This is a genomic window from Lutibacter sp. (assembly GCF_013139515.1).
In the GTDB taxonomy this organism is placed as follows: Bacteria; Bacteroidota; Bacteroidia; order Flavobacteriales; family Flavobacteriaceae; genus Lutibacter.
Genome location: NZ_WTAR01000096.1, coordinates 1 through 18,409, shown reverse-complemented (window position 1 = coordinate 18,409; position 18,409 = coordinate 1). Strand labels below are relative to the sequence as shown.

Here is an 18,409-nt window from a genome sequence, read left to right as displayed (position 1 = left end):
AGCGTTATATTTGTTACTTATATCTAACCTATTCATGCGTAGAATTTTCATTTTAATTGTTATAAGTTACCTATTTCAAGCAAGTTTACTTGCACAAATACCAGGTTTAACAACATTTACAATTGATAATGGACTTCCTAGCAATACTATTTATGACACTGCTCAAGATGAAAACGGATTTATGTGGTTTGCTACTGATTATGGGGTTAGTAAATTTGACGGTCTTACTTTTAATAATTTTACAATAAATGACGGCCTTCCTGGCAATGAAATTTTGAAACTTTATAAAGATTCCAAAAATAGAATTTGGATGTCTGCATTTAATGGAAATGTAGGTTTTATAAAAAATGGGAAAATTCATAATAAAAATAACACTCCATATTTAAAAAAAATAAATGCTTCAACATTTGTTTATGATATTTTTGAAGATTCAAAAAATCAAATTTGGTTTTATCAAAACATGAATAACATTAAAGTGCTAAAAACAAATTTAAATATTCAGAATTATTCTTTAGATGCTAATGTTAACGTAAAAAAAACTTCTCTTATTCTAGAAGATGTTCATGAAAAAGTGCGCTTATTAACTTATTTTATAAAAAATAAAAAGCCGTTTATTATTTCAAAAACCATTTCAGACAATTTCAAAAAAAAAGAATGGGAAAATTACAATCCAAAACAATTTAATCAAAACGCAATAAATAAAATAAATAATAACCTAGGTGTATTATTAAGAGATAAAGATGATATTATTAAAAAAATCTCGAACTCTATTATTAATGAACAAAACAATTACTTATCAAAAACATATAAAGTTGGGAAAAATTATTGGGTTACTAATTTAAACAAAGGAATCTTAATTTTTAACGAGGCTAATAATTATAATTCCCCTAAAAAAACTTTAAAAGATGTTCAAACAAATCGTGCATATATTGATTCAGAAAAAAACATTTGGATTGGAAGTCAATCAAATGGAGTTTTTTTATTTCCCAATCTTCATATAAACGGAATTCAATTTGATGACAGCAAAATGAATGATCTACATTCCCTAAATTTATTTAACAACAACATAATTCTTGGAACTGAACATGGAGAAATTATACAATTAGATACCAAGACATTACAAGTAAAAAATATTATAGAAACTGGCACATATAGTAAAAGAATAAGAAAAATTAACTATGATGAAAATTCTCTTCTCATTCTAGGGGATTACAATATACATAAGTTAGATAGAGCTTTAAAAATAAAAAAAGTCAAAAACATGTATGATGTTGATTTTCGAAAGGCTGGTTTAAGAAATTTTAAAGATGTTACTTTTACAAATGAATTTATAGTAACAGCCAATGCAAATGGTGTAGCAAAAATTAACAAAAAAACAAATATTACAACAAGACTTTGGAACAAAAGAAGTACATCTATTCTTTTTGACAATAATAAAAAACTTTGGATTGGAACTACCATAGGGTTATTTCACAAAAATAATGATACTATTGAGAAGTACAATTTAAACGAACAGTTTAATAATAGTATTATTTATGCTTTAGAAAATTCATCACAAGGCTTGCTTATTGGTTCTAACTCTTATGGGTTTGGTATTTTAAAAAATAAGGAGTTTAAAACGTATAATACTGAAGATGGCCTTTTAAGCAATTATATTAAATCTATTTTTGTTGATTCTACTCATAAAATTTGGTTATCAACAAATTTCGGATTGAATTGTATTGATCTTAATGAAAATAATGAACTAATTACTGTAAAAAGCTACACTACCTCTGACGGACTTTATAGTAATGATGTTAGAGCTTCATATGTAAAAGAAAATAAAGTGTACGTTGCTACGTCAAAAGGTTTAAATATTATTGATTTAACTGAAGAATCAAACTCAATTTTAACGCCAAGCGTTCATATGAACGAAATTCTATTAAACAATAACAGTATTGATAAATCTAGTGGACAAACATTTAACAATCAACTAAACAACATTCAATTTAATTTTTCTGGAATTTCATTTAAAAGCTTAGGGAACATATCTTTTAAATACCGTTTAAAAGGTTTAGAAAAAGATTGGATTTCTACTAAAACAACTACCATAAGATATTCTTCTTTACCACCAAATAATTATACTTTTGAATTTAAAGCTATTTCAAAAAACAAATTAGAAAGTGTTCCTTATAAATTTATGTTTACCATAAAACCACCTATTCATAAAACTTGGTGGTTTATAAGCAGTTACATATTTATTATTGTGGTAATTACTACATTCCTATTATACCAAAGAAGTAGAAAAATAAAACATAAACAAAAAACTAAAGAACAAATTTCAAATTTACGCTATCAGGCATTAAATGCACAAATGAATCCTCACTTTATCAATAATTTACTGGTAAATATTAATGCTTTGGCTGATAAAGGGGTTCTAAAAGAAGTTAAAGGAAGTCTTGATAAATTTGCTGAATTAGTAAATTTAATTTTAAATTCAACAAAATGTAATCTGATAAGTTTGAGTGACGAAATAAAAATGGTTGAACTATATTTAGAACTTCAAAAATTAAGATTCAACAAAAATATCTCTTATTCAATTAACACAAAACTTATTTCAGAAGACGAACTAGAAGGTATTTTAGTACCACCAATGATTTTACAACCTATTATTGAAAATTCATTTAAACATGGATTTAAAAATGGCGATAAGGAAAACTCTATTCAAGTAAATTTTAAAATTGAAGGAAGTGAATTTTTAATTTGTGAAATTTCTGATAATGGAATTGGAATAAAAAATAATAGCAATAATTTACCTAAATCTAAAAGCTCAGGTATTTCATTTTCTAATATTAATGAACGTTTGCAATTAATTAAAGAAAGTGAAAGTGACGAAAAACTAGTATTAATTTCTAATATAACCGATGAATTTAATACTTTAGTGGGTTTAAAAATAACTTTAAAAATTCCTTTAATTAGTTTTTAACCCATTTTTATATGATTAATGCTATTATTATTGAAGACGAAACTGCTGCATACCAGCATTTAAAAAATATTGTTGAAACCAATTATAATTCTCAAATAAAAATTATTGGTCATGAAACTGGCGTAGAAAAAGGTATAAAACTAATAAATAATTTAAATCCTCAATTAATTTTTTTGGATATCGAATTGCAAGATGGAAATGGGTTTGAAATTTTAGATTATTATCATAATAATATAAAATCTGAAGTTATATTCACAACTGGCTTAAGAGATTACAAAGAAAAAGCAATGGATTATTTTGCTTTTTATTACTTAAACAAACCTATAATAAAAGAACAATTAACAACCGTACTAGATAAATTTTTAGCAAAACAAACAGCTTTTGACAGCGAAAAGTATAGTGCATTTAAAACACAAGTTGATAACAAACATAATAAAATAACGCTTCCAATGAAAAATGGAGGTTTTAATGTTATTGAACTTAATGATATTTTATATTGTGAAGCTGATGGAAGTTATACTCATATTTTTACAACCGACAATAAAATTTGTATTGTTTCTAAAAATTTAAAAAAGATTGAAAGTATTTTGCCTAAAACCATATTTTTTAGAATACACCGTTCAACACTATTAAATTTAACTCACATTGCTAACTATAACAATAGTGGAGAAATTTTGCTTAGCAATAATAAAAAATTATTAGTTTCTTCAAGAAATAAAACAAGTTTTTTAAGAATTTTAAAACTCATGAATTACTCTATTTAATTCAATTTTCGCCTTTCAAAATAATACCAACCTAACGGAATTAACAATAACAACACATACGAAATTAATACTATTACATTCCCTTTTTTAATTACCGTTGGTTCAAATTTAAACGCTACTGTATGTTTTCCTTTTGGAATTTCCATTCCTCGTAAGACATAATTAACTTGATAATGAGGTGTAAATTCACCGTCAATATAAGCATTCCAACCATTTTTATAATACATTTCAGAAAATACTGCAAATTGATTTGTTGAAGTATTAGATTCATACTTTAACTCATTTGCTTTATAACTTACTAAATTAATAAAAGCGGCAGAATCTTTTATATAGCTATTTGAAAAACTATCAGAAATTTGATTTTTATTAATTACAACATCTGTTTTTGTATGTAAACTATCTAAAGCAGTAATTTCATCATTTGCAGTTGTTACAACTTTTATAGTATTAACAAACCAAGCATTTCCATTTGCTTCAGGGTTTTGTTGAACTGCGATCTTTCTACTTCCGTCTTCAAAAATTAAATATTTGGTGTTTAACATATTCAACACTTCAATATTATTTTTAGATAAATGAAAATCATATAACTCTTGATAACGCCTTGGTTTTGCCGCATGATAACCTCCAATAGATTTATGAAAATAGGAAGTAGCACCATCTGCCATTATATTTTTAGTAAAATCTGCAACACGATACACACTTTTATCTTTCAAAATTTCTTTATCAACTTCTGAAGCAACAAACGGTTTATCAACTTTTCTTGCTGAAACAAAAAAATCATTATTTACATAACGTTTATCAACATTTATTAAATCAAATAATAACAAAATTGCAAAAACAATTATTAAACTGTTTTTAGCTATTTTTTCTTTTAAAAACAACCAAATTACCCCAGAAAATAATACTACGAATATGAGCGACCGTAAACTATCATTTACAAAAAGTGTTTTTCTATCAGTACTAATTGCATCTAAAAAACCTGCAATTTGTTCTTCTATTTGAAGATCCACAGCTGTTTCAAAAGTAAATAAACCAGTACCTCCAATTACAAAAAATAATGCCAAACCTCCAACAATAATTGTTGACCATTTTAATGCATGTAATTTAATTTCTTTTGAATTTTCTGAAGAAAATAGTGCTTTCAAACCTAAAATTCCTAATAATGGAATTGTCAATTCTGCAATAACTTGTATTGATGAAACTGCTCTAAATTTATTGTATAACGGAACGTATTCAATAAAAAAGTTCGTTAAAAAGGTTAAATTTTTACCCCAACTTAATAAAATTGAAAAAATTGTGGCAGCTAACAACCAATTTCTAAGCTTTCGTTCAACTAAAAATAACGCTAAAACAAATAGAAAAATAAATAACGCTCCTACATAAGCTGGAGCTGCAACAATGGGTTGATCTCCCCAATACATTGATGAAAACTGAGCTAAATAATTAGCATCTTTTGGGTTTAATCCGTTATTTACAGCATCTTGAAAAAAGTTTTTCACTTCACTATTTTCTATACTTTCATGTCTAGTTCCTCCCATAAAACGAGGAATAAACAAATTAAAAGTTTCAGCTTTACCGTAACTATACTCAGTTATATAATCTTTAGATAAACCTGATGATGTTACATGTTTTAAAGAACCATCTGGATTGATAGTTAATTCACTTTTACTACGTGTACTTTGCTTAGAGTACTCCTTCATAGCAAGTAAACTAGTGGCATTGGTTCCAATAGCTAAAATAATCGCAACAACTAATATTGCAACACTTTTAATAAATTGTGGAATTTCTTTACTTTTTATATGTTCAATAAGTTGTACAATTCCAAAAATTAAGACTAAAAACAATAAATAATAGGTCATTTGAACGTGACTTGCACTAATTTCTAATGACATTGCTATAGAAGTTACAATAAATCCCAGCAAATATTTTTGTTGAAAAACCAATAAAATTCCAGCTAAAACTAATGGCATATAAGCAATTGCATGTGCTTTTGCATTATGCCCAACACCTAAAATTATAATTAAATAAGTTGACAAGCCGAAACCTAAAGCACCAACAATGGCTAGTTTCCAATCAACTTTTAATACTGTTAATAAAATAAAAAAGCCAAAAAAGTATAAAAATAAATAATCTGCAGGTCTTGGTAAAAAACGTAATACTTTATCAATTTTTTTAATAAAATCATTTGGGTAGTATGTGCTTACTGCATAAGAAGGCATTCCTCCAAAAGAAGTGTTTGTCCAATAAGGCTCTTCATTGTGTTCTTTTCTAAAATCTTTAATTTCTTTTGAAGAACCTATAAATTGAGTAATATCACTTTGTTGAATCTTTTTCCCTTGTAAAATTGGCGAAAAATAAGCTACAGCTACAAAAACAAAAATTGCAATGGCTATAAGATAAGGTGTACTCTTTTTTATTGAAAAATTCATTTATTTATCGTCTTTAACATCTTCAAAATCAACATAATCACCTACGTTTTTATTTGTTTCTTTTTCATTTTGAGGCTTTTTATCAATACTAGTTTCACCAATATTTCCAGTTTCTTGTTTGTATTGATTTTCTTGTTGCTCTCGCATTTTCTTTTCTACATTATTAACCATTTTTCTTAAAAATAATGGCATAATATACTTTCCAATAAATTTGAAAGCATAAATAATAATAATTATAATTGCTATCGTTCTTAACAATCCCATTTAATAAAGTTTTTATAATTTTCAAAAATAACAATTTGACAGTAACTAAAACGTTTAATTATATAAAATCTTATATTTGACACACCAATCAACCAACAATATGAAGAGAGTTTATTTATTACTACTACTTTTTAGCAGCTACCAAATGGTAAATGCACAATATACAGAAATTATCAACTCTAAAAGGCCTGGTTTTTCTGAAAGCCCATATAGTGTAGGTACTGATGTTTTTCAGTTTGAAACTGGTTTATTTTACAGAACTAGCAACAACGAATTATCAGGATCAAAACCAACTACTGTTGGTGGAGAATTATTTTTTAGATATGGGAAGTTTTTTGAAAACTTAGAAGTAAATGCCAAAATTGCATATCAACGTGATGAAATTTTAAACACTCCCGATCCAAATTTCAATATAAGTGGTTTAAGTGAACTTACTATTGGCGCAAAATATTTAATATATCAACAAAAATACACCGATAAGTCTAAAGAAATTAGAAGTTGGAAACGAAGATTAGCTTTTGATAAAAAGCGTTTAATCCCTTCAATTGCTGCTTCTGTGGGTGTAAACACGAACTTTTTAGGTGAAGGTTTTAAAGCAAATGAACTAAGTATTAAAGGCGCTGTATTATTACAAAACGATTTTTCGGACAGATTGGTTTTATTAACGAACTTAATTGCCGATAAAATTTTATCTGATTCTAATGAATATTCGTACATCGCAACAATGACGTATGCGCTAAACTACAAATGGTCTTATTTTATTGAAAACCAAGGGATTTTTGAAAAAGGATTTTCACCAAAATATCACTTTGGAACTGGTGTTGCATATTTATTTTCTAAAGATTTACAATTAGATGCCTCTGTTAGAACCAATTTTTTTGATGATTATTCATTCCTATATTCATCAATTGGCGTGGCTTGGAGATTAGATAAACATTCTGATGAAGTGATTCAAAAAAAATCACCAAGAGCAAAACTTTCGAAAAAACAAAAAGGAAGAAAAAAAGGAAATTTCTTTTCAAGAATGTTTAAAAAGAAGAAAAAAAGAAATTAAAAATTTATGATTACAATTCAAGAAATGATTTCAAAAAAGGAAATGAAAGCTTTTGTAAAGTTTCCTTTTAAACTATATAAAAACAACCCGTATTGGGTTCCTCCCATTATAAATGACGAATTAGATTCATTTGATACAGCTAAAAATCCTGTTTTTGAACATGCTGAAGCTCGCTTTTTTGTAGCAATTAAAAACAATGAAATTGTTGGGCGCATTGCAGCAATTAGTAACTATACTGAAATAAATGAGCAACAACTTAAAAAAATGCGTTTTGGTTGGTTTGATTTTATTGATGATATTGAAGTTTCAAAACTATTATTACGTAAAGTTGAAGAAATTGGAGTTCAACACAAATTAGAATTTATGGAAGGTCCAGTTGGTTTTTCAAACCTTGATAAAGTTGGAGTTTTAACTGATGGGTTTGACCATATTGGAACAATGATTACCTGGTACAACCATGCTTATTATAAAACTCATTTCGAAAAATTAGGGTTTACAATTGAAAAAGAATATTTAGAAAATAAGTTTGCTTTTAAAAATGTAAAACGCGAGCCACTTGAAAGAGTTAGTGCAATAATTAAAAAACGTTATCAACTTAAATCGTTAAATTTTAGTAAAACAAAAGATATCTTTCCGCATGTAAATAAAATGTTTGATTTATTTAATGAAAGTTATGCCTCGCTACCTTCTTTTGTACCAATTTCTGACGTTGAAAAGGCATATTTTAAAAAGAAATACATCTCTTTTATAAATCCAGAATACATAAAATTTGTATTAGATAAAGATGACAATATTATTGCTTTTGCCATTATAATGCCTTCATTTTCTAAAGCACTACAAAAAGCTAATGGTAAATTATTCCCTTTCGGATTGTTCCATTTGTTAAAAGCTAAAAAGAAAAGTAAAGATGTAATTCTCTATTTAATTGGCGTACATCCAAAACACCAAAGCAAAGGTATTCATGCATTGCTATTTCTTGAAATGCAAATTTCTTGTGAATTAAATGGTATTGAAAACTGTATTAGAACACCTGAATTAGCTAGTAATGAACCTATTGCTGCTATTTGGAAAAACTTTAACTCAGTTAATTTTAAAAAACGTTGTACGTTTAAAAAAGCAATTTAAATGCAATTATTCTATAATTCTAAAATAACAACAACCACTACACAATTTACTTTCGACAAAACTGAAAGTAGACATATAGTGCGTGTATTAAGAAAAAAAGAAGATGATAAAATTTTTATTACAAATGGTTTAGGAGAATTGTTTACATCTGAAGTTATAATTGCAAACGATAAAAAATGTTTGGTTAAAATTATCCATGTTGAAGGTTTTAAAAAACCTTGGAATTACTATTTACATATTGTAATTGCACCAACAAAATTAAACGATAGGCTTGAATGGTTTTTAGAAAAAGCCACTGAAATTGGCATAGATGAAATAACACCTATTATTTGTGAACATTCTGAGCGTAAAGTATTTAAAACGGAAAGAATGGAGAAAATAATTCATTCAGCAGCAAAGCAATCTTTAAAATATCATTTCCCAAAATTAAATGAACCTATTAGTTTTAAACAATTTTTAACTACCAATTTTACAGGACAATTATTTATTGCACATTGTGAAGAAACTGAAAAAAAATCATTAAAATCTCAACTTAGTCCAAATCAAAAAACAACTATTTTAATTGGCCCTGAAGGCGATTTCTCAACCAAAGAAATTCAGCAAAGTTTGGAACATAATTTTATTCCTGTATCTTTGGGAGAAAGCAGGTTACGAACAGAAACCGCAGGTGTTGTTGCAGTTCATAGCGTAGCTTTTATAAACGAAAAAGTTAATGATTAAACTTCGCTCACACATTCTTAAAAAAACACTTTTGCTTGTTGCATTTTTGTTTTTGCCTTTTGCTTTTGCAACAGCTCAGCAAATTGCAATACTAAAATACAACGGTGGTGGTGATTGGTACGCAAACCCAACAGCATTGCCAAATTTGATAAATTTTTGCAACACTACTATTAAAACTTCCATAAAAACAAACCCAGAGACTGTTGAAATTGGAAATATTGATATTTTTAATTACCCAATTGTATTTATGACTGGCCATGGAAACGTTCGTTTTTCAGAAAATGACATTGAAAATTTAAAAACGTATTTAATTTCAGGAGGTTTTTTACATATTTCAGATAATTATGGATTAGACAAATACATTAGAAGAGAACTAAAAAAAGTTTTTCCAAACCAAGAATTTCAAGAAATACCATACAATCACCCAATTTTTCATCAAACATTTAATTTTGAAAATGGAGTTCCAAAAATTCATGAACATGATAACAAACCTCCACAAGGATTTGGGTTATTTTACGAAGGAAGACTAATTTGTTTTTATGACTATGAAGCCGATTTAAGTGATGGTTGGGAAGATAAAGAAATACATCATGACAATTTTAAAACACGTGAAAAAGCTTTAAAAATGGGTGCTAATATTATTGAATATACTTTTAAAAACTAATATGCAGGAAAATTTAGATTCACTTGTTATAAATTTTGATACAGAAAGCCTTTGGGTTTTAAATATAACATTAGCAATTATTATGTTTGGTGTTGCTCTTGGTATTTCACCTAATGATTTTAAACGCTTATTTAAAACTCCAAAAATACTGCTAACAGGTATAATTTCACAATTTATTTTATTACCATTAGTTACTTTTATATTTATAAAATTAGTGAATCCAATGCCAAGTATCGCTTTAGGAATGATGATGGTTGCAGCTTGTCCTGGAGGGAATATTTCTAATTTCATGACACAAATGGCAAAAGGTAATGCTGCTTTATCAGTAAGTCTAACAGCTTTTGCTACACTTGTTTCCTTAGTAATGACACCTTTTAACCTTCATTTTTGGGGAAATTTATATGCACCAACTGCTGAAATTCTTCAAAGAATTGAATTAGACCCTTTAGAATTAGTTAAATTGGTAACTTTAATTCTAGGAATACCGCTACTTTTAGGAATGTTGGTTCGGAAATATAAAGCAACTTTAGCTGATAAATTATCAAAAATTTTAAAACCTATATCATTAATTATCTTTATGCTTTTCATAGTTATTGCCTTTTATGACAATTTTGATATTTTTATAAACTATGTACACTATATATTAATTTTAGTGATAGCTCACAATATTTTGGCTTTATTAACAGGTTTTTATTTTGCAAAAGTTATGAAACTATCCCATAAAAATCAAAAAACACTTTCTATAGAAACTGGCATTCAAAACTCTGGCTTAGGTTTATTATTAATTTTTAGCTTCTTTAATGGTCTTGGAGGAATGATGCTCCTTGTTGCTTTTTGGGCAATTTGGGATATTTTCTCTGGGTTGGTTTTAGCAAGTTATTGGGCCAAACAAAAAGTAAAAGAATAAATGACAAACGTTTGGTATCACATAATGCGAGTTTATATTAAAATTGGTCTTTTCTTTTTACATAAAAGAATAACCGTTGTTGGTAAAGAAAATATTCCAAAAAAAGGCGCCACATTATTTATTGGAAACCACCAAAATGCATTAATTGATGCTATTTTAATACCAGCTACTACCAAAAGAGAAATTCATTTTTTAGCAAGAGCTAGTGCTTTTAAGAAAAAGTTAATTAGTAACTTTTTAAGTTCACTTAATATGATTCCTGTTTACAGGATTAGAGATGGAATTAGTACTATTGAAAAAAATACTGCTGTTTTTGAAAAATGTATTGAAATTTTAAAAAATGAAGGCGCTGTTGAAATTTTTGCTGAAGGAGAGCATCATTTAAAAAGAAGAATTATTCCATTAAAAAAAGGTTTTGCTCGTATAATTTTAGGAACACTTCAAAAATATCCAGATTTAGAAATTAAAATTGTACCCGTTGGCTTAAATTATGATTCACATTTAAGTTATCCAAACTCTGTTTCTATCCATTATGGAAAACCAATTTTAGCAAATAATTTTATTGACAGAAAAAATTCTGATAAACGATTTTCAAAAATTATGAATGAAGTTTCTTCAGCTTTAAAAAAGTTAACACTTCACATTGAAGATGAAACAAATTACAATGAAATTATTACTAAATTAAATGCTCTTGAGGTTGATTATACAAATCCTATAGAAGCAAATGAAATAGCCGAAAATCTAAAAACAACCTCAACAAAAAAACCAACTAAAAAATATTTTAATTGGTTTGCGCTTATTCATTTAATAGCAAAACTTAATAGCATATTTCCGTTATTAATTTGGAAGTATTTAAAATCAACTATTAACGAAGTAATTTTTACTAATACATTTAGATTTGCTGCAATAGCAACCCTTTTTCCTTTGTTTTATCTAATTCAAACAGGAATTATATATTACTTTTTCAACTTAAAATATGCCTTATTATATTTGATTAGTTGTATTGTACTTGGCATAATTTCAACAAAAACAATGACGGTTAATTAAGAGTAAATAGTTGCAAAACTAAGATACCAAAAAACGTTTGTGCCAACTATCATTAACTGATACTTCCCAGTTAGAAACCAAATCAGCTTTGGTAGCCACCATATTATTAAAAACTATAGTATTCCCTGTTATTTTTTGCTGTTTTATAAAATTTTGAAAATCAGTTAAACTAACAACATTAATATTGTTATCATTTTTAAATGAGACGTTTAACTTGTTCGTTAAATCTAAATCAAAAGCATTTTCAAATTGCTTCATTAAATTAACAGAAGAATCTATTGAGCAACCAGAAACTTGATTATAATCTTCATCTACTGCCAAAATAATAAATTGATTGTATTTAATCTCGTACGAAGCTTTTAAGCCTTCTCCATGACGTTTCCATTCAGCAATAAAGCTTTCAATTTTAGTCGTAATAATATCCAACTCATTTTCTAAAAATTCTCTACTAGATTGGTACACCCAAACTCTAGAAGTATCAACTAAACTTTCAAAATTTACTAACATATTTATATTTTTTTATTGAATTTATTTTTTAAATCCTCTACTGTACTTAATTTTTTTCTTGGAAATGTTTTCTCTTTAATTTGAGCTAATACTTTTTTTGTATATAACGGGAAATCTGCATTTTGAATCCAAGAAGCATACCCTTTATCTTTTCTTAAAACATCTACCACTTTTTGATTTTTATACTTACCAAACGTAAAAATTTCTTCTCCTTCAGCATCAAAAAGTATAAAACCTGCAAAATCTGCTCTCTTATTGAACGTTGAATACTCATTCAAAAATTTTACATTATTTTCAAGGTCATCATACTTATCAAGTTGAGCTTTTAAAATTTCATACGTAGCTAAAGTATCAGCCTCTGCTGAATGTGCATTTTCTAGACTTTCACCACAATAAAATTTATAACCAGCACTTAATGTACGCTCTTCTTTTTTATGAAAAATTACTTGAACATCTATTGCCACTCTGTCATTCATATTAAAATCAACTTTGGCACGTAACATTTCTTCAGCTAATAAAGGAATATCAAATCTGTTTGAGTTAAAACCAGCCAAGTCACAACCTTCAATCATTTTGCTAACTTCTAAAGCTAGTTCGTTAAAAGTTGGTTCAGTAACTACTTTTTCATTCGTTATTCCGTGAATATCAGAAGATTCTTTTGGTATTTCCATTTCAGGGTTTACCAACCAAGTTTTACTCTCTTTATTTCCGTTAAGAAATATTTTAAGTATTGAAATTTCAACAATTCTATCTTTTGCTATATTAATTCCTGTTGTTTCTAAATCAAAGAAAATTATTGGTTTTTCTAATTTTAATTCCATAGTTTTTTTAAAATAATTATGTTGTAAATATACAATTTGTAATTTACGATTAATGATTTTACATCATCAGTTTTTTCATTTTTTTAACAAAATTTTAAGCTACTCACTCTCAAGCTGTTTTTTATAATTCTCAATTTCAATTTTATATTTTTTTGGCAATTCTGGTTCTTTAAAATTATATTTTTTTAAAGTTTCTAAAATAGTTTGAGCAACTAAAAACCTTGCTGTGGGCTTATCATCAGCTGGAATTATAAACCAAGGCGCATGTTCTTTTGAAGTTTTATTTAACAATTCTTGATAACAATATTGATATTCATCCCAAAGCTTCCGTTCTTTTAAATCTCCTGGTGAAAATTTCCAATTTTTTTGCTTCAATCGAAGTCTTCTTAATAATCTGTTTTTTTGCTCATCTTTAGAAAGATTCAAAAAGAATTTCAAAATAATGGTTCCACTATTAACCACATGTTTTTCAAAATTATTAATCTCTTCCATTCTATGATCAAAAAAATCAGCATCTAAAACTTCAATACTTGTTGCTGCAGGTATGTTTTCTCCAATTATATATTCAGGATGCACACGTGTAACCAATACATTTTCATAATGCGTTCTATTAAATATTCCTATTTTACCTCTTTCTGGCAAAGCAATATAATGACGCCATAAATAATCATGTTTTTTTTCTTTTTCTGAAGGTACTTTATAACTATGAACATTAATACCTTGTGCATTCACATCTTTAAAAACTTCTCTAATCAAGCTGTCTTTTCCTGAAGTATCCATTCCTTGCAAACAAATTAAAACTGCATGTTTACCTTCAGCATACATGGTATTTTGAAGCTTACTAATTTCTGTTCTAATTTTTTTTAACTTTTTCTCAGCTTTAATATTAACTTCTTTTGTAATACTTTCACTTAAATTTACACTTCCTATAACTTTGTAGCTTTCCATTTTAATAAAATATTTCAGCTAAATATATGAATTTTAAAAACTACTTAAAAATCTATTAAACATTATAAAAAAATCATTAATTTTTTCTTTCTAATCATGGCTTGTATCTATCTATAATTTAATTAACAATTAAAGGAATTACGGTTATTTGTAATGACTAAAACTAGAAGAATGAATAAAATAGTTATTATACAAGGAAGCTTTAGAAGTTATTGAAATACTAATAAATATGACGTTATAAATTTATATGATAAAAAAATAAATCATTTTGATTATGATTTTAATAATGATGACGGTTTTTTACCTTTAATGAAAAATGTTATCGAAAAATACGATACTATTATTTTTGCAACACCTATATATTGGTACTCTATGAGTGGCGTATTAAAAGTATTTTTTGATCGATTATCTGACTTACTTCATGTTTAAAAAGACTTGGGAAGAAAATTAAGAGGTAAAAATATGGGGATGATAAGTTGCAGATCAGGTCCAAAGCTAAAAGATAAATTCTCCATGCCTTTTATAGAATCTGCAAATTATTTAAGTATGAATTATCTTGGTAAAATTCATACTTGACTAGAAAATGATACTGAGATAACTTAAGAAGTAAAAACCAACATTCTAAATTTTACTAGTAATTTAAATTAATACACTATTTTTCTTCATCAATAACAAAGCATAATACATTTATTTAAAAACGCCTGAATAAATAAATTTAGGCGGTTTTTATTTATTCACTCTCGCTTACAATACTAAAATATAGTTTCTAAAAATGTGATATTCATCATATATTGATATATATCATAGTTTACATAATGAATAAGCCATATCTTTGAGAATACCAAAATTACAACGTATTATTTACACCTAAAATTATTGAAATGGCAAAAGTTAAAGGAGCTATTGTAGTAGATACAGAAACATGTAAAGGCTGTGAAGTTTGTATACCTGTTTGTCCTGAAAATGTTATTAGTATGACAACTGATGTTAACAGAAAAGGATATCATTATGCATATATGAGTAACCCAGAAGCTTGTACCGGTTGTACAAACTGTGGAATAGTTTGCCCAGATAGAGCAATATCAGTGTATAGAGTTAAAGTTCAAGCATAACATAATTAAAAATATTAGAATGTCTGAGTTAAAATTAATGAAAGGTAATGAAGCATTAGCTGAAGCAGCAATTAGAGCTGGAGCTGATGCCTATTTCGGCTACCCAATCACACCACAATCAGAAGTAATAGAATATTTAATGACCGAACGTCCTGAAGATAGAACAGGAATGGTTGTATTACAAGCAGAAAGCGAAATAGCTGCAATAAATATGGTTTACGGTGCTGCTAGTACTGGTAAAAAAGTATTAACTTCATCTTCAAGCCCAGGGATTTCTTTAAAATTAGAAGGTATTTCTTATTTAGCAGGAGCTGAATTACCCGCTGTAATTGTAAATGTTGTGCGTGGTGGACCTGGTTTAGGAACAATACAACCTTCGCAAGCCGATTATTTTCAATCTGTAAAAGGTGGTGGACACGGAGATTATAAATTATATGTTTTAGCACCAGCATCTGTTCAAGAAATGTCTGATTTTGTTGAAGATGCATTTGATATTGCTTTTAAATATAGAGCTCCTGTTTTAATTCTTTCCGATGGGTTAATTGGACAGATGATGGAAAAGGTTAATCTGAAAGACCAACAAAAAAGACTGTCTAATGAAGAACTTATTGAAAAATATGGCAATTGGGCGGTAACAGGAAGAACGAATAGAGAACGAAATATTATTACTTCATTAGATTTACAATCTGAAAAAATGGAGGCTAGAGTTCATAGATTGATGAAAAAATATGAACAAATGGAAAAAGAAGATTTACGTTACGAAAAAATAAACTGTGATGATGCAGAGTATTTAATTGTAGCTTATGGTTCAAGTGCCCGAATTAGTCAAAAAGCAGTTGAATTAGCACATGAAAAAGGGTTAAAAGTTGGCTTATTACGTCCAATTACATTATTTCCTTATCCAAAACAAGCACTATTTGAACTAGCAGACCAAGTGAAAGGAATTTTAAGCGTTGAATTAAATGCAGGTCAAATGGTTGAAGATGTTAGAATGTCTGTTCAATTTAAAGTTCCTGTTGAACATTTTGGAAGAACCGGAGGAATTATTCATACTCCTGAAGAAATTTTAGAAGCTTTAGAACAAAAAATCATAAAATAATGGACATATTAGACATTATAAAACCTGAAAACAAAGTATTCTGTAAAACAAAATTAATGACAGACACAGCACTGTCTTATTGCCCTGGTTGTGGTCATGGTACAGCACATAATTTAACAATGGAAGTTATTGATGAAATGGGAATTTCAGAAGAAACCATTGGTGTTGCTCCTGTAGGATGTTCAGTTTTAGCGTATGACTTTATGAATATTGATATTACGCAAGCTGCACACGGGCGTGCGCCTGCTGTTGCAACTGCAATAACTAGATGTTGGCCAGAAAAATATGTGTTTACTTACCAAGGCGATGGTGATTTAGCAGCCATTGGTACTGCTGAAACTATACACGCTTGTAATAGAGGTGAAAATATTGTTATTATTTTTGTAAATAATGGTATTTATGGAATGACTGGCGGACAAATGGCTCCTACAACTTTAGAAGGCATGAAATCATCTACCTCTCCTTACGGAAGAGAAATTGAAACCATGGGATCACCATTAAAAATGACTGAATTAGTTGCAAATTTACCAGGTGTCTATTATGTAACTCGCCAAGCTGTACATAACCATAAAAGTGCTAGAAAAGCTAAAAAAGCAATAAGAAAAGCTTTTGAAAATACACGCTTAAAAAAAGGACTTTCATTTGTTGAAATTGTTTCTAATTGTAACTCTGGTTGGAAAATGGCACCTAATGAATCTAACATTTGGATGGAAGAAAATATGTTTCCTTACTTTCCACTTGGAGATATTAAAGTTGATGGTAAATTAAAATAGAAATTATGACAGAAGAAATTATTATAGCAGGTTTTGGTGGTCAAGGAGTATTATCAATGGGAAAAATATTAGCCTATTCTGGTATTATGCAAGATCAAGAAGTTAGCTGGATGCCTTCTTACGGACCAGAAATGCGTGGTGGAACTGCAAACGTTACCGTTATTTTAAGTGACGAAAGAATTAGCTCTCCTTACTTACAAATATTTGACACTGCTATTATTTTAAATCAGCAATCAATGGATAAGTTTGAGGAATCAGTAAAACCTGGAGGTGTTTTGTTATATGACCCAAATGGTATTTCTCATCACCCAACAAGAACAGATATTAAAATTTTTCAAATTGAAGGTACTAAATTAGCTTCAGAAATGGGAAATAAAAAAATATTTAATATGGTTGTATTAGGTGCTTTTCTAAAAGTTAAACCTATTGTGCAATTGGAAAATGTAATTTCAGGATTGAAAAAATCATTATCAGAACGTTACCATCATTTAATACCTTTAAATGAAGAAGCAATAACTATGGGTATGAATAATGTAAACCCTTTAAAAATTACCGAAAGTATTTCATAACTTAGATTTTAATTGTTAATCTTAAAAGCGATTATTTTGGAGCTCTAAACACTTCAAAATAATCGTTTTTCGACTTCTACCATTTTAATATATTTTAACGCAGAAGTGTTATACCTCTACTATAAACTTAAATCGTTCATATCATAAATTTTCTAAATTAAAGAATAATAACAATTGAATGAAAGTGTGTCTCCTACTAGCTATAAAATGCAGGGAGCTATATAAAAAGGTGATTGAAAAGTAAATTGAAGGTATTGAACTTTTAAATATTTACGGCTTTAAAGTGTAAAACAGTAAACTGGGAAGGTGTAGAGTAGGTGTGCTATGAAACTTATAAATAAGTTTATGAATCTTTCTTTTGAAAACTAAAATTATCTGCTCATTGAATATGAAGCTGCTGATCCTAATTCTTCTAAAAAATTGTTTAATTTCTCTGCTAATGTTGCTAATTTTTTCATAATATGATGTTTTAAGTAAATGATTAAACTATTATCTGTGGATAGAAAATGATGCTGCTGATCCTAATTCTCTTAAAATGTCGTTTAATCTTTCTGATAATTTGATTACTTTTTTCATAATAGAATGTTTTAAGTATTGTTGTTGTTTGTTTACACTACAAATGTAAGTACACATCTAAGTTT

General features: G+C 27.8%; 18 protein-coding genes. 13 read left to right on the top strand and 5 right to left on the bottom strand.

Annotation, left to right across the window (positions count from 1 at the left end; translation table 11 throughout):
• Positions 1 to 34: 34 nt before the first annotated feature.
• Together GQ540_RS09020 and GQ540_RS09015 are read left to right on the top strand one after the other, a co-directional pair.
• Positions 35 to 2,965 carry a two-component regulator propeller domain-containing protein gene (locus GQ540_RS09020; protein WP_291800230.1) on the top strand — a complete coding sequence of 977 codons (2,931 nt, stop codon included), beginning with the start codon at positions 35 to 37 and terminating at the stop codon, positions 2,963 to 2,965.
• An 11-nt stretch (positions 2,966 to 2,976) separates the two neighbouring features.
• On the top strand, positions 2,977 to 3,729 hold the full coding sequence (locus GQ540_RS09015) for a LytTR family DNA-binding domain-containing protein (protein ID WP_291800228.1): 753 nt from the start codon (positions 2,977 to 2,979) through the stop codon (positions 3,727 to 3,729).
• Here the strand turns inward: GQ540_RS09015 and GQ540_RS09010 are convergent.
• Both GQ540_RS09010 and GQ540_RS09005 read right to left on the bottom strand, forming a co-directional pair.
• Complete coding sequence (locus GQ540_RS09010; RefSeq protein WP_291800226.1) at positions 3,726 to 6,158, bottom strand: YfhO family protein; 2,433 nt, start codon at positions 6,156 to 6,158, stop codon at positions 3,726 to 3,728. The genes GQ540_RS09015 and GQ540_RS09010 overlap by 4 nt on opposite strands.
• On the bottom strand, positions 6,159 to 6,422 hold the full coding sequence (locus GQ540_RS09005) for a DUF4834 domain-containing protein (protein ID WP_291800225.1): 264 nt from the start codon (positions 6,420 to 6,422) through the stop codon (positions 6,159 to 6,161). It lies immediately after the preceding gene.
• A 100-nt stretch (positions 6,423 to 6,522) separates the two neighbouring features.
• On the opposite strand from GQ540_RS09005, the gene GQ540_RS09000 reads away from it, so the two are divergent.
• From GQ540_RS09000 to GQ540_RS08975, 6 genes are read left to right on the top strand one after another with little or no spacing between them, the layout of a single operon-like run.
• Entirely contained in the window at positions 6,523 to 7,476 is a 954-nt protein-coding gene (locus GQ540_RS09000) for a transporter (RefSeq protein ID WP_291800223.1), read from the top strand.
• Between the two features lie 6 nt (positions 7,477 to 7,482).
• Entirely contained in the window at positions 7,483 to 8,601 is a 1,119-nt protein-coding gene (locus tag GQ540_RS08995) for a GTP cyclohydrolase (RefSeq protein ID WP_291800221.1), read from the top strand.
• Positions 8,602 to 9,321, top strand: coding sequence for a 16S rRNA (uracil(1498)-N(3))-methyltransferase (locus tag GQ540_RS08990; RefSeq protein WP_291800219.1), 720 nt, complete (start codon positions 8,602 to 8,604; stop codon positions 9,319 to 9,321).
• Entirely contained in the window at positions 9,314 to 9,985 is a 672-nt protein-coding gene (locus GQ540_RS08985; protein WP_291800217.1) for a DUF4159 domain-containing protein, read from the top strand. The genes GQ540_RS08990 and GQ540_RS08985 overlap by 8 nt, the downstream gene beginning before the upstream one ends.
• 1 nt (position 9,986) lies before the next feature.
• A complete protein-coding gene (locus GQ540_RS08980) occupies positions 9,987 to 10,892 on the top strand; it encodes a bile acid:sodium symporter family protein (RefSeq protein WP_291800215.1) in 906 nt (301 codons plus the stop codon).
• Positions 10,893 to 11,939, top strand: a complete 1,047-nt coding sequence (locus GQ540_RS08975) for a lysophospholipid acyltransferase family protein (protein ID WP_291800212.1) — start codon at positions 10,893 to 10,895, stop codon at positions 11,937 to 11,939.
• Positions 11,940 to 11,957: 18 nt separating this feature from the next.
• Here the strand turns inward: GQ540_RS08975 and GQ540_RS08970 are convergent, their stop codons facing one another.
• The 3 genes from GQ540_RS08970 to GQ540_RS08960 all read right to left on the bottom strand — a co-directional run bounded on the left by GQ540_RS08970 (position 11,958) and on the right by GQ540_RS08960 (position 14,215).
• Positions 11,958 to 12,446 (bottom strand): ABC transporter ATPase, encoded by a 489-nt coding sequence (locus tag GQ540_RS08970; protein WP_291800210.1) that lies wholly within the window; start codon positions 12,444 to 12,446, stop codon positions 11,958 to 11,960.
• A gap of 2 nt (positions 12,447 to 12,448) precedes the next feature.
• Entirely contained in the window at positions 12,449 to 13,267 is an 819-nt protein-coding gene (locus GQ540_RS08965) for a 3'-5' exonuclease (RefSeq protein ID WP_291800208.1), read from the bottom strand.
• Between the two features lie 99 nt (positions 13,268 to 13,366).
• Entirely contained in the window at positions 13,367 to 14,215 is an 849-nt protein-coding gene (locus GQ540_RS08960) for a PPK2 family polyphosphate kinase (protein WP_291800207.1), read from the bottom strand.
• A 237-nt stretch (positions 14,216 to 14,452) separates the two neighbouring features.
• Here GQ540_RS08960 and GQ540_RS08955 point away from each other — a divergent pair, with 237 nt between their 5' ends.
• From GQ540_RS08955 to GQ540_RS08935, 5 genes are all read left to right on the top strand, one after another.
• Positions 14,453 to 14,644: a flavodoxin family protein gene (locus GQ540_RS08955; RefSeq protein WP_291800231.1), complete on the top strand. Its 192-nt coding sequence runs from the start codon at positions 14,453 to 14,455 to the stop codon at positions 14,642 to 14,644.
• A gap of 452 nt (positions 14,645 to 15,096) precedes the next feature.
• Positions 15,097 to 15,327: a 4Fe-4S binding protein gene (locus tag GQ540_RS08950; protein ID WP_291800205.1), complete on the top strand. Its 231-nt coding sequence runs from the start codon at positions 15,097 to 15,099 to the stop codon at positions 15,325 to 15,327.
• A gap of 19 nt (positions 15,328 to 15,346) precedes the next feature.
• Complete coding sequence (locus GQ540_RS08945) at positions 15,347 to 16,426, top strand: 3-methyl-2-oxobutanoate dehydrogenase subunit VorB (RefSeq protein ID WP_291800203.1); 1,080 nt, start codon at positions 15,347 to 15,349, stop codon at positions 16,424 to 16,426.
• Complete coding sequence (locus tag GQ540_RS08940) at positions 16,426 to 17,199, top strand: thiamine pyrophosphate-dependent enzyme (RefSeq protein ID WP_291800201.1); 774 nt, start codon at positions 16,426 to 16,428, stop codon at positions 17,197 to 17,199. Before GQ540_RS08945 ends, GQ540_RS08940 begins: the two co-directional genes overlap by 1 nt.
• A gap of 5 nt (positions 17,200 to 17,204) precedes the next feature.
• Entirely contained in the window at positions 17,205 to 17,768 is a 564-nt protein-coding gene (locus GQ540_RS08935) for a 2-oxoacid:acceptor oxidoreductase family protein (protein ID WP_291800199.1), read from the top strand.
• Positions 17,769 to 18,409 lie beyond the last annotated feature (641 nt).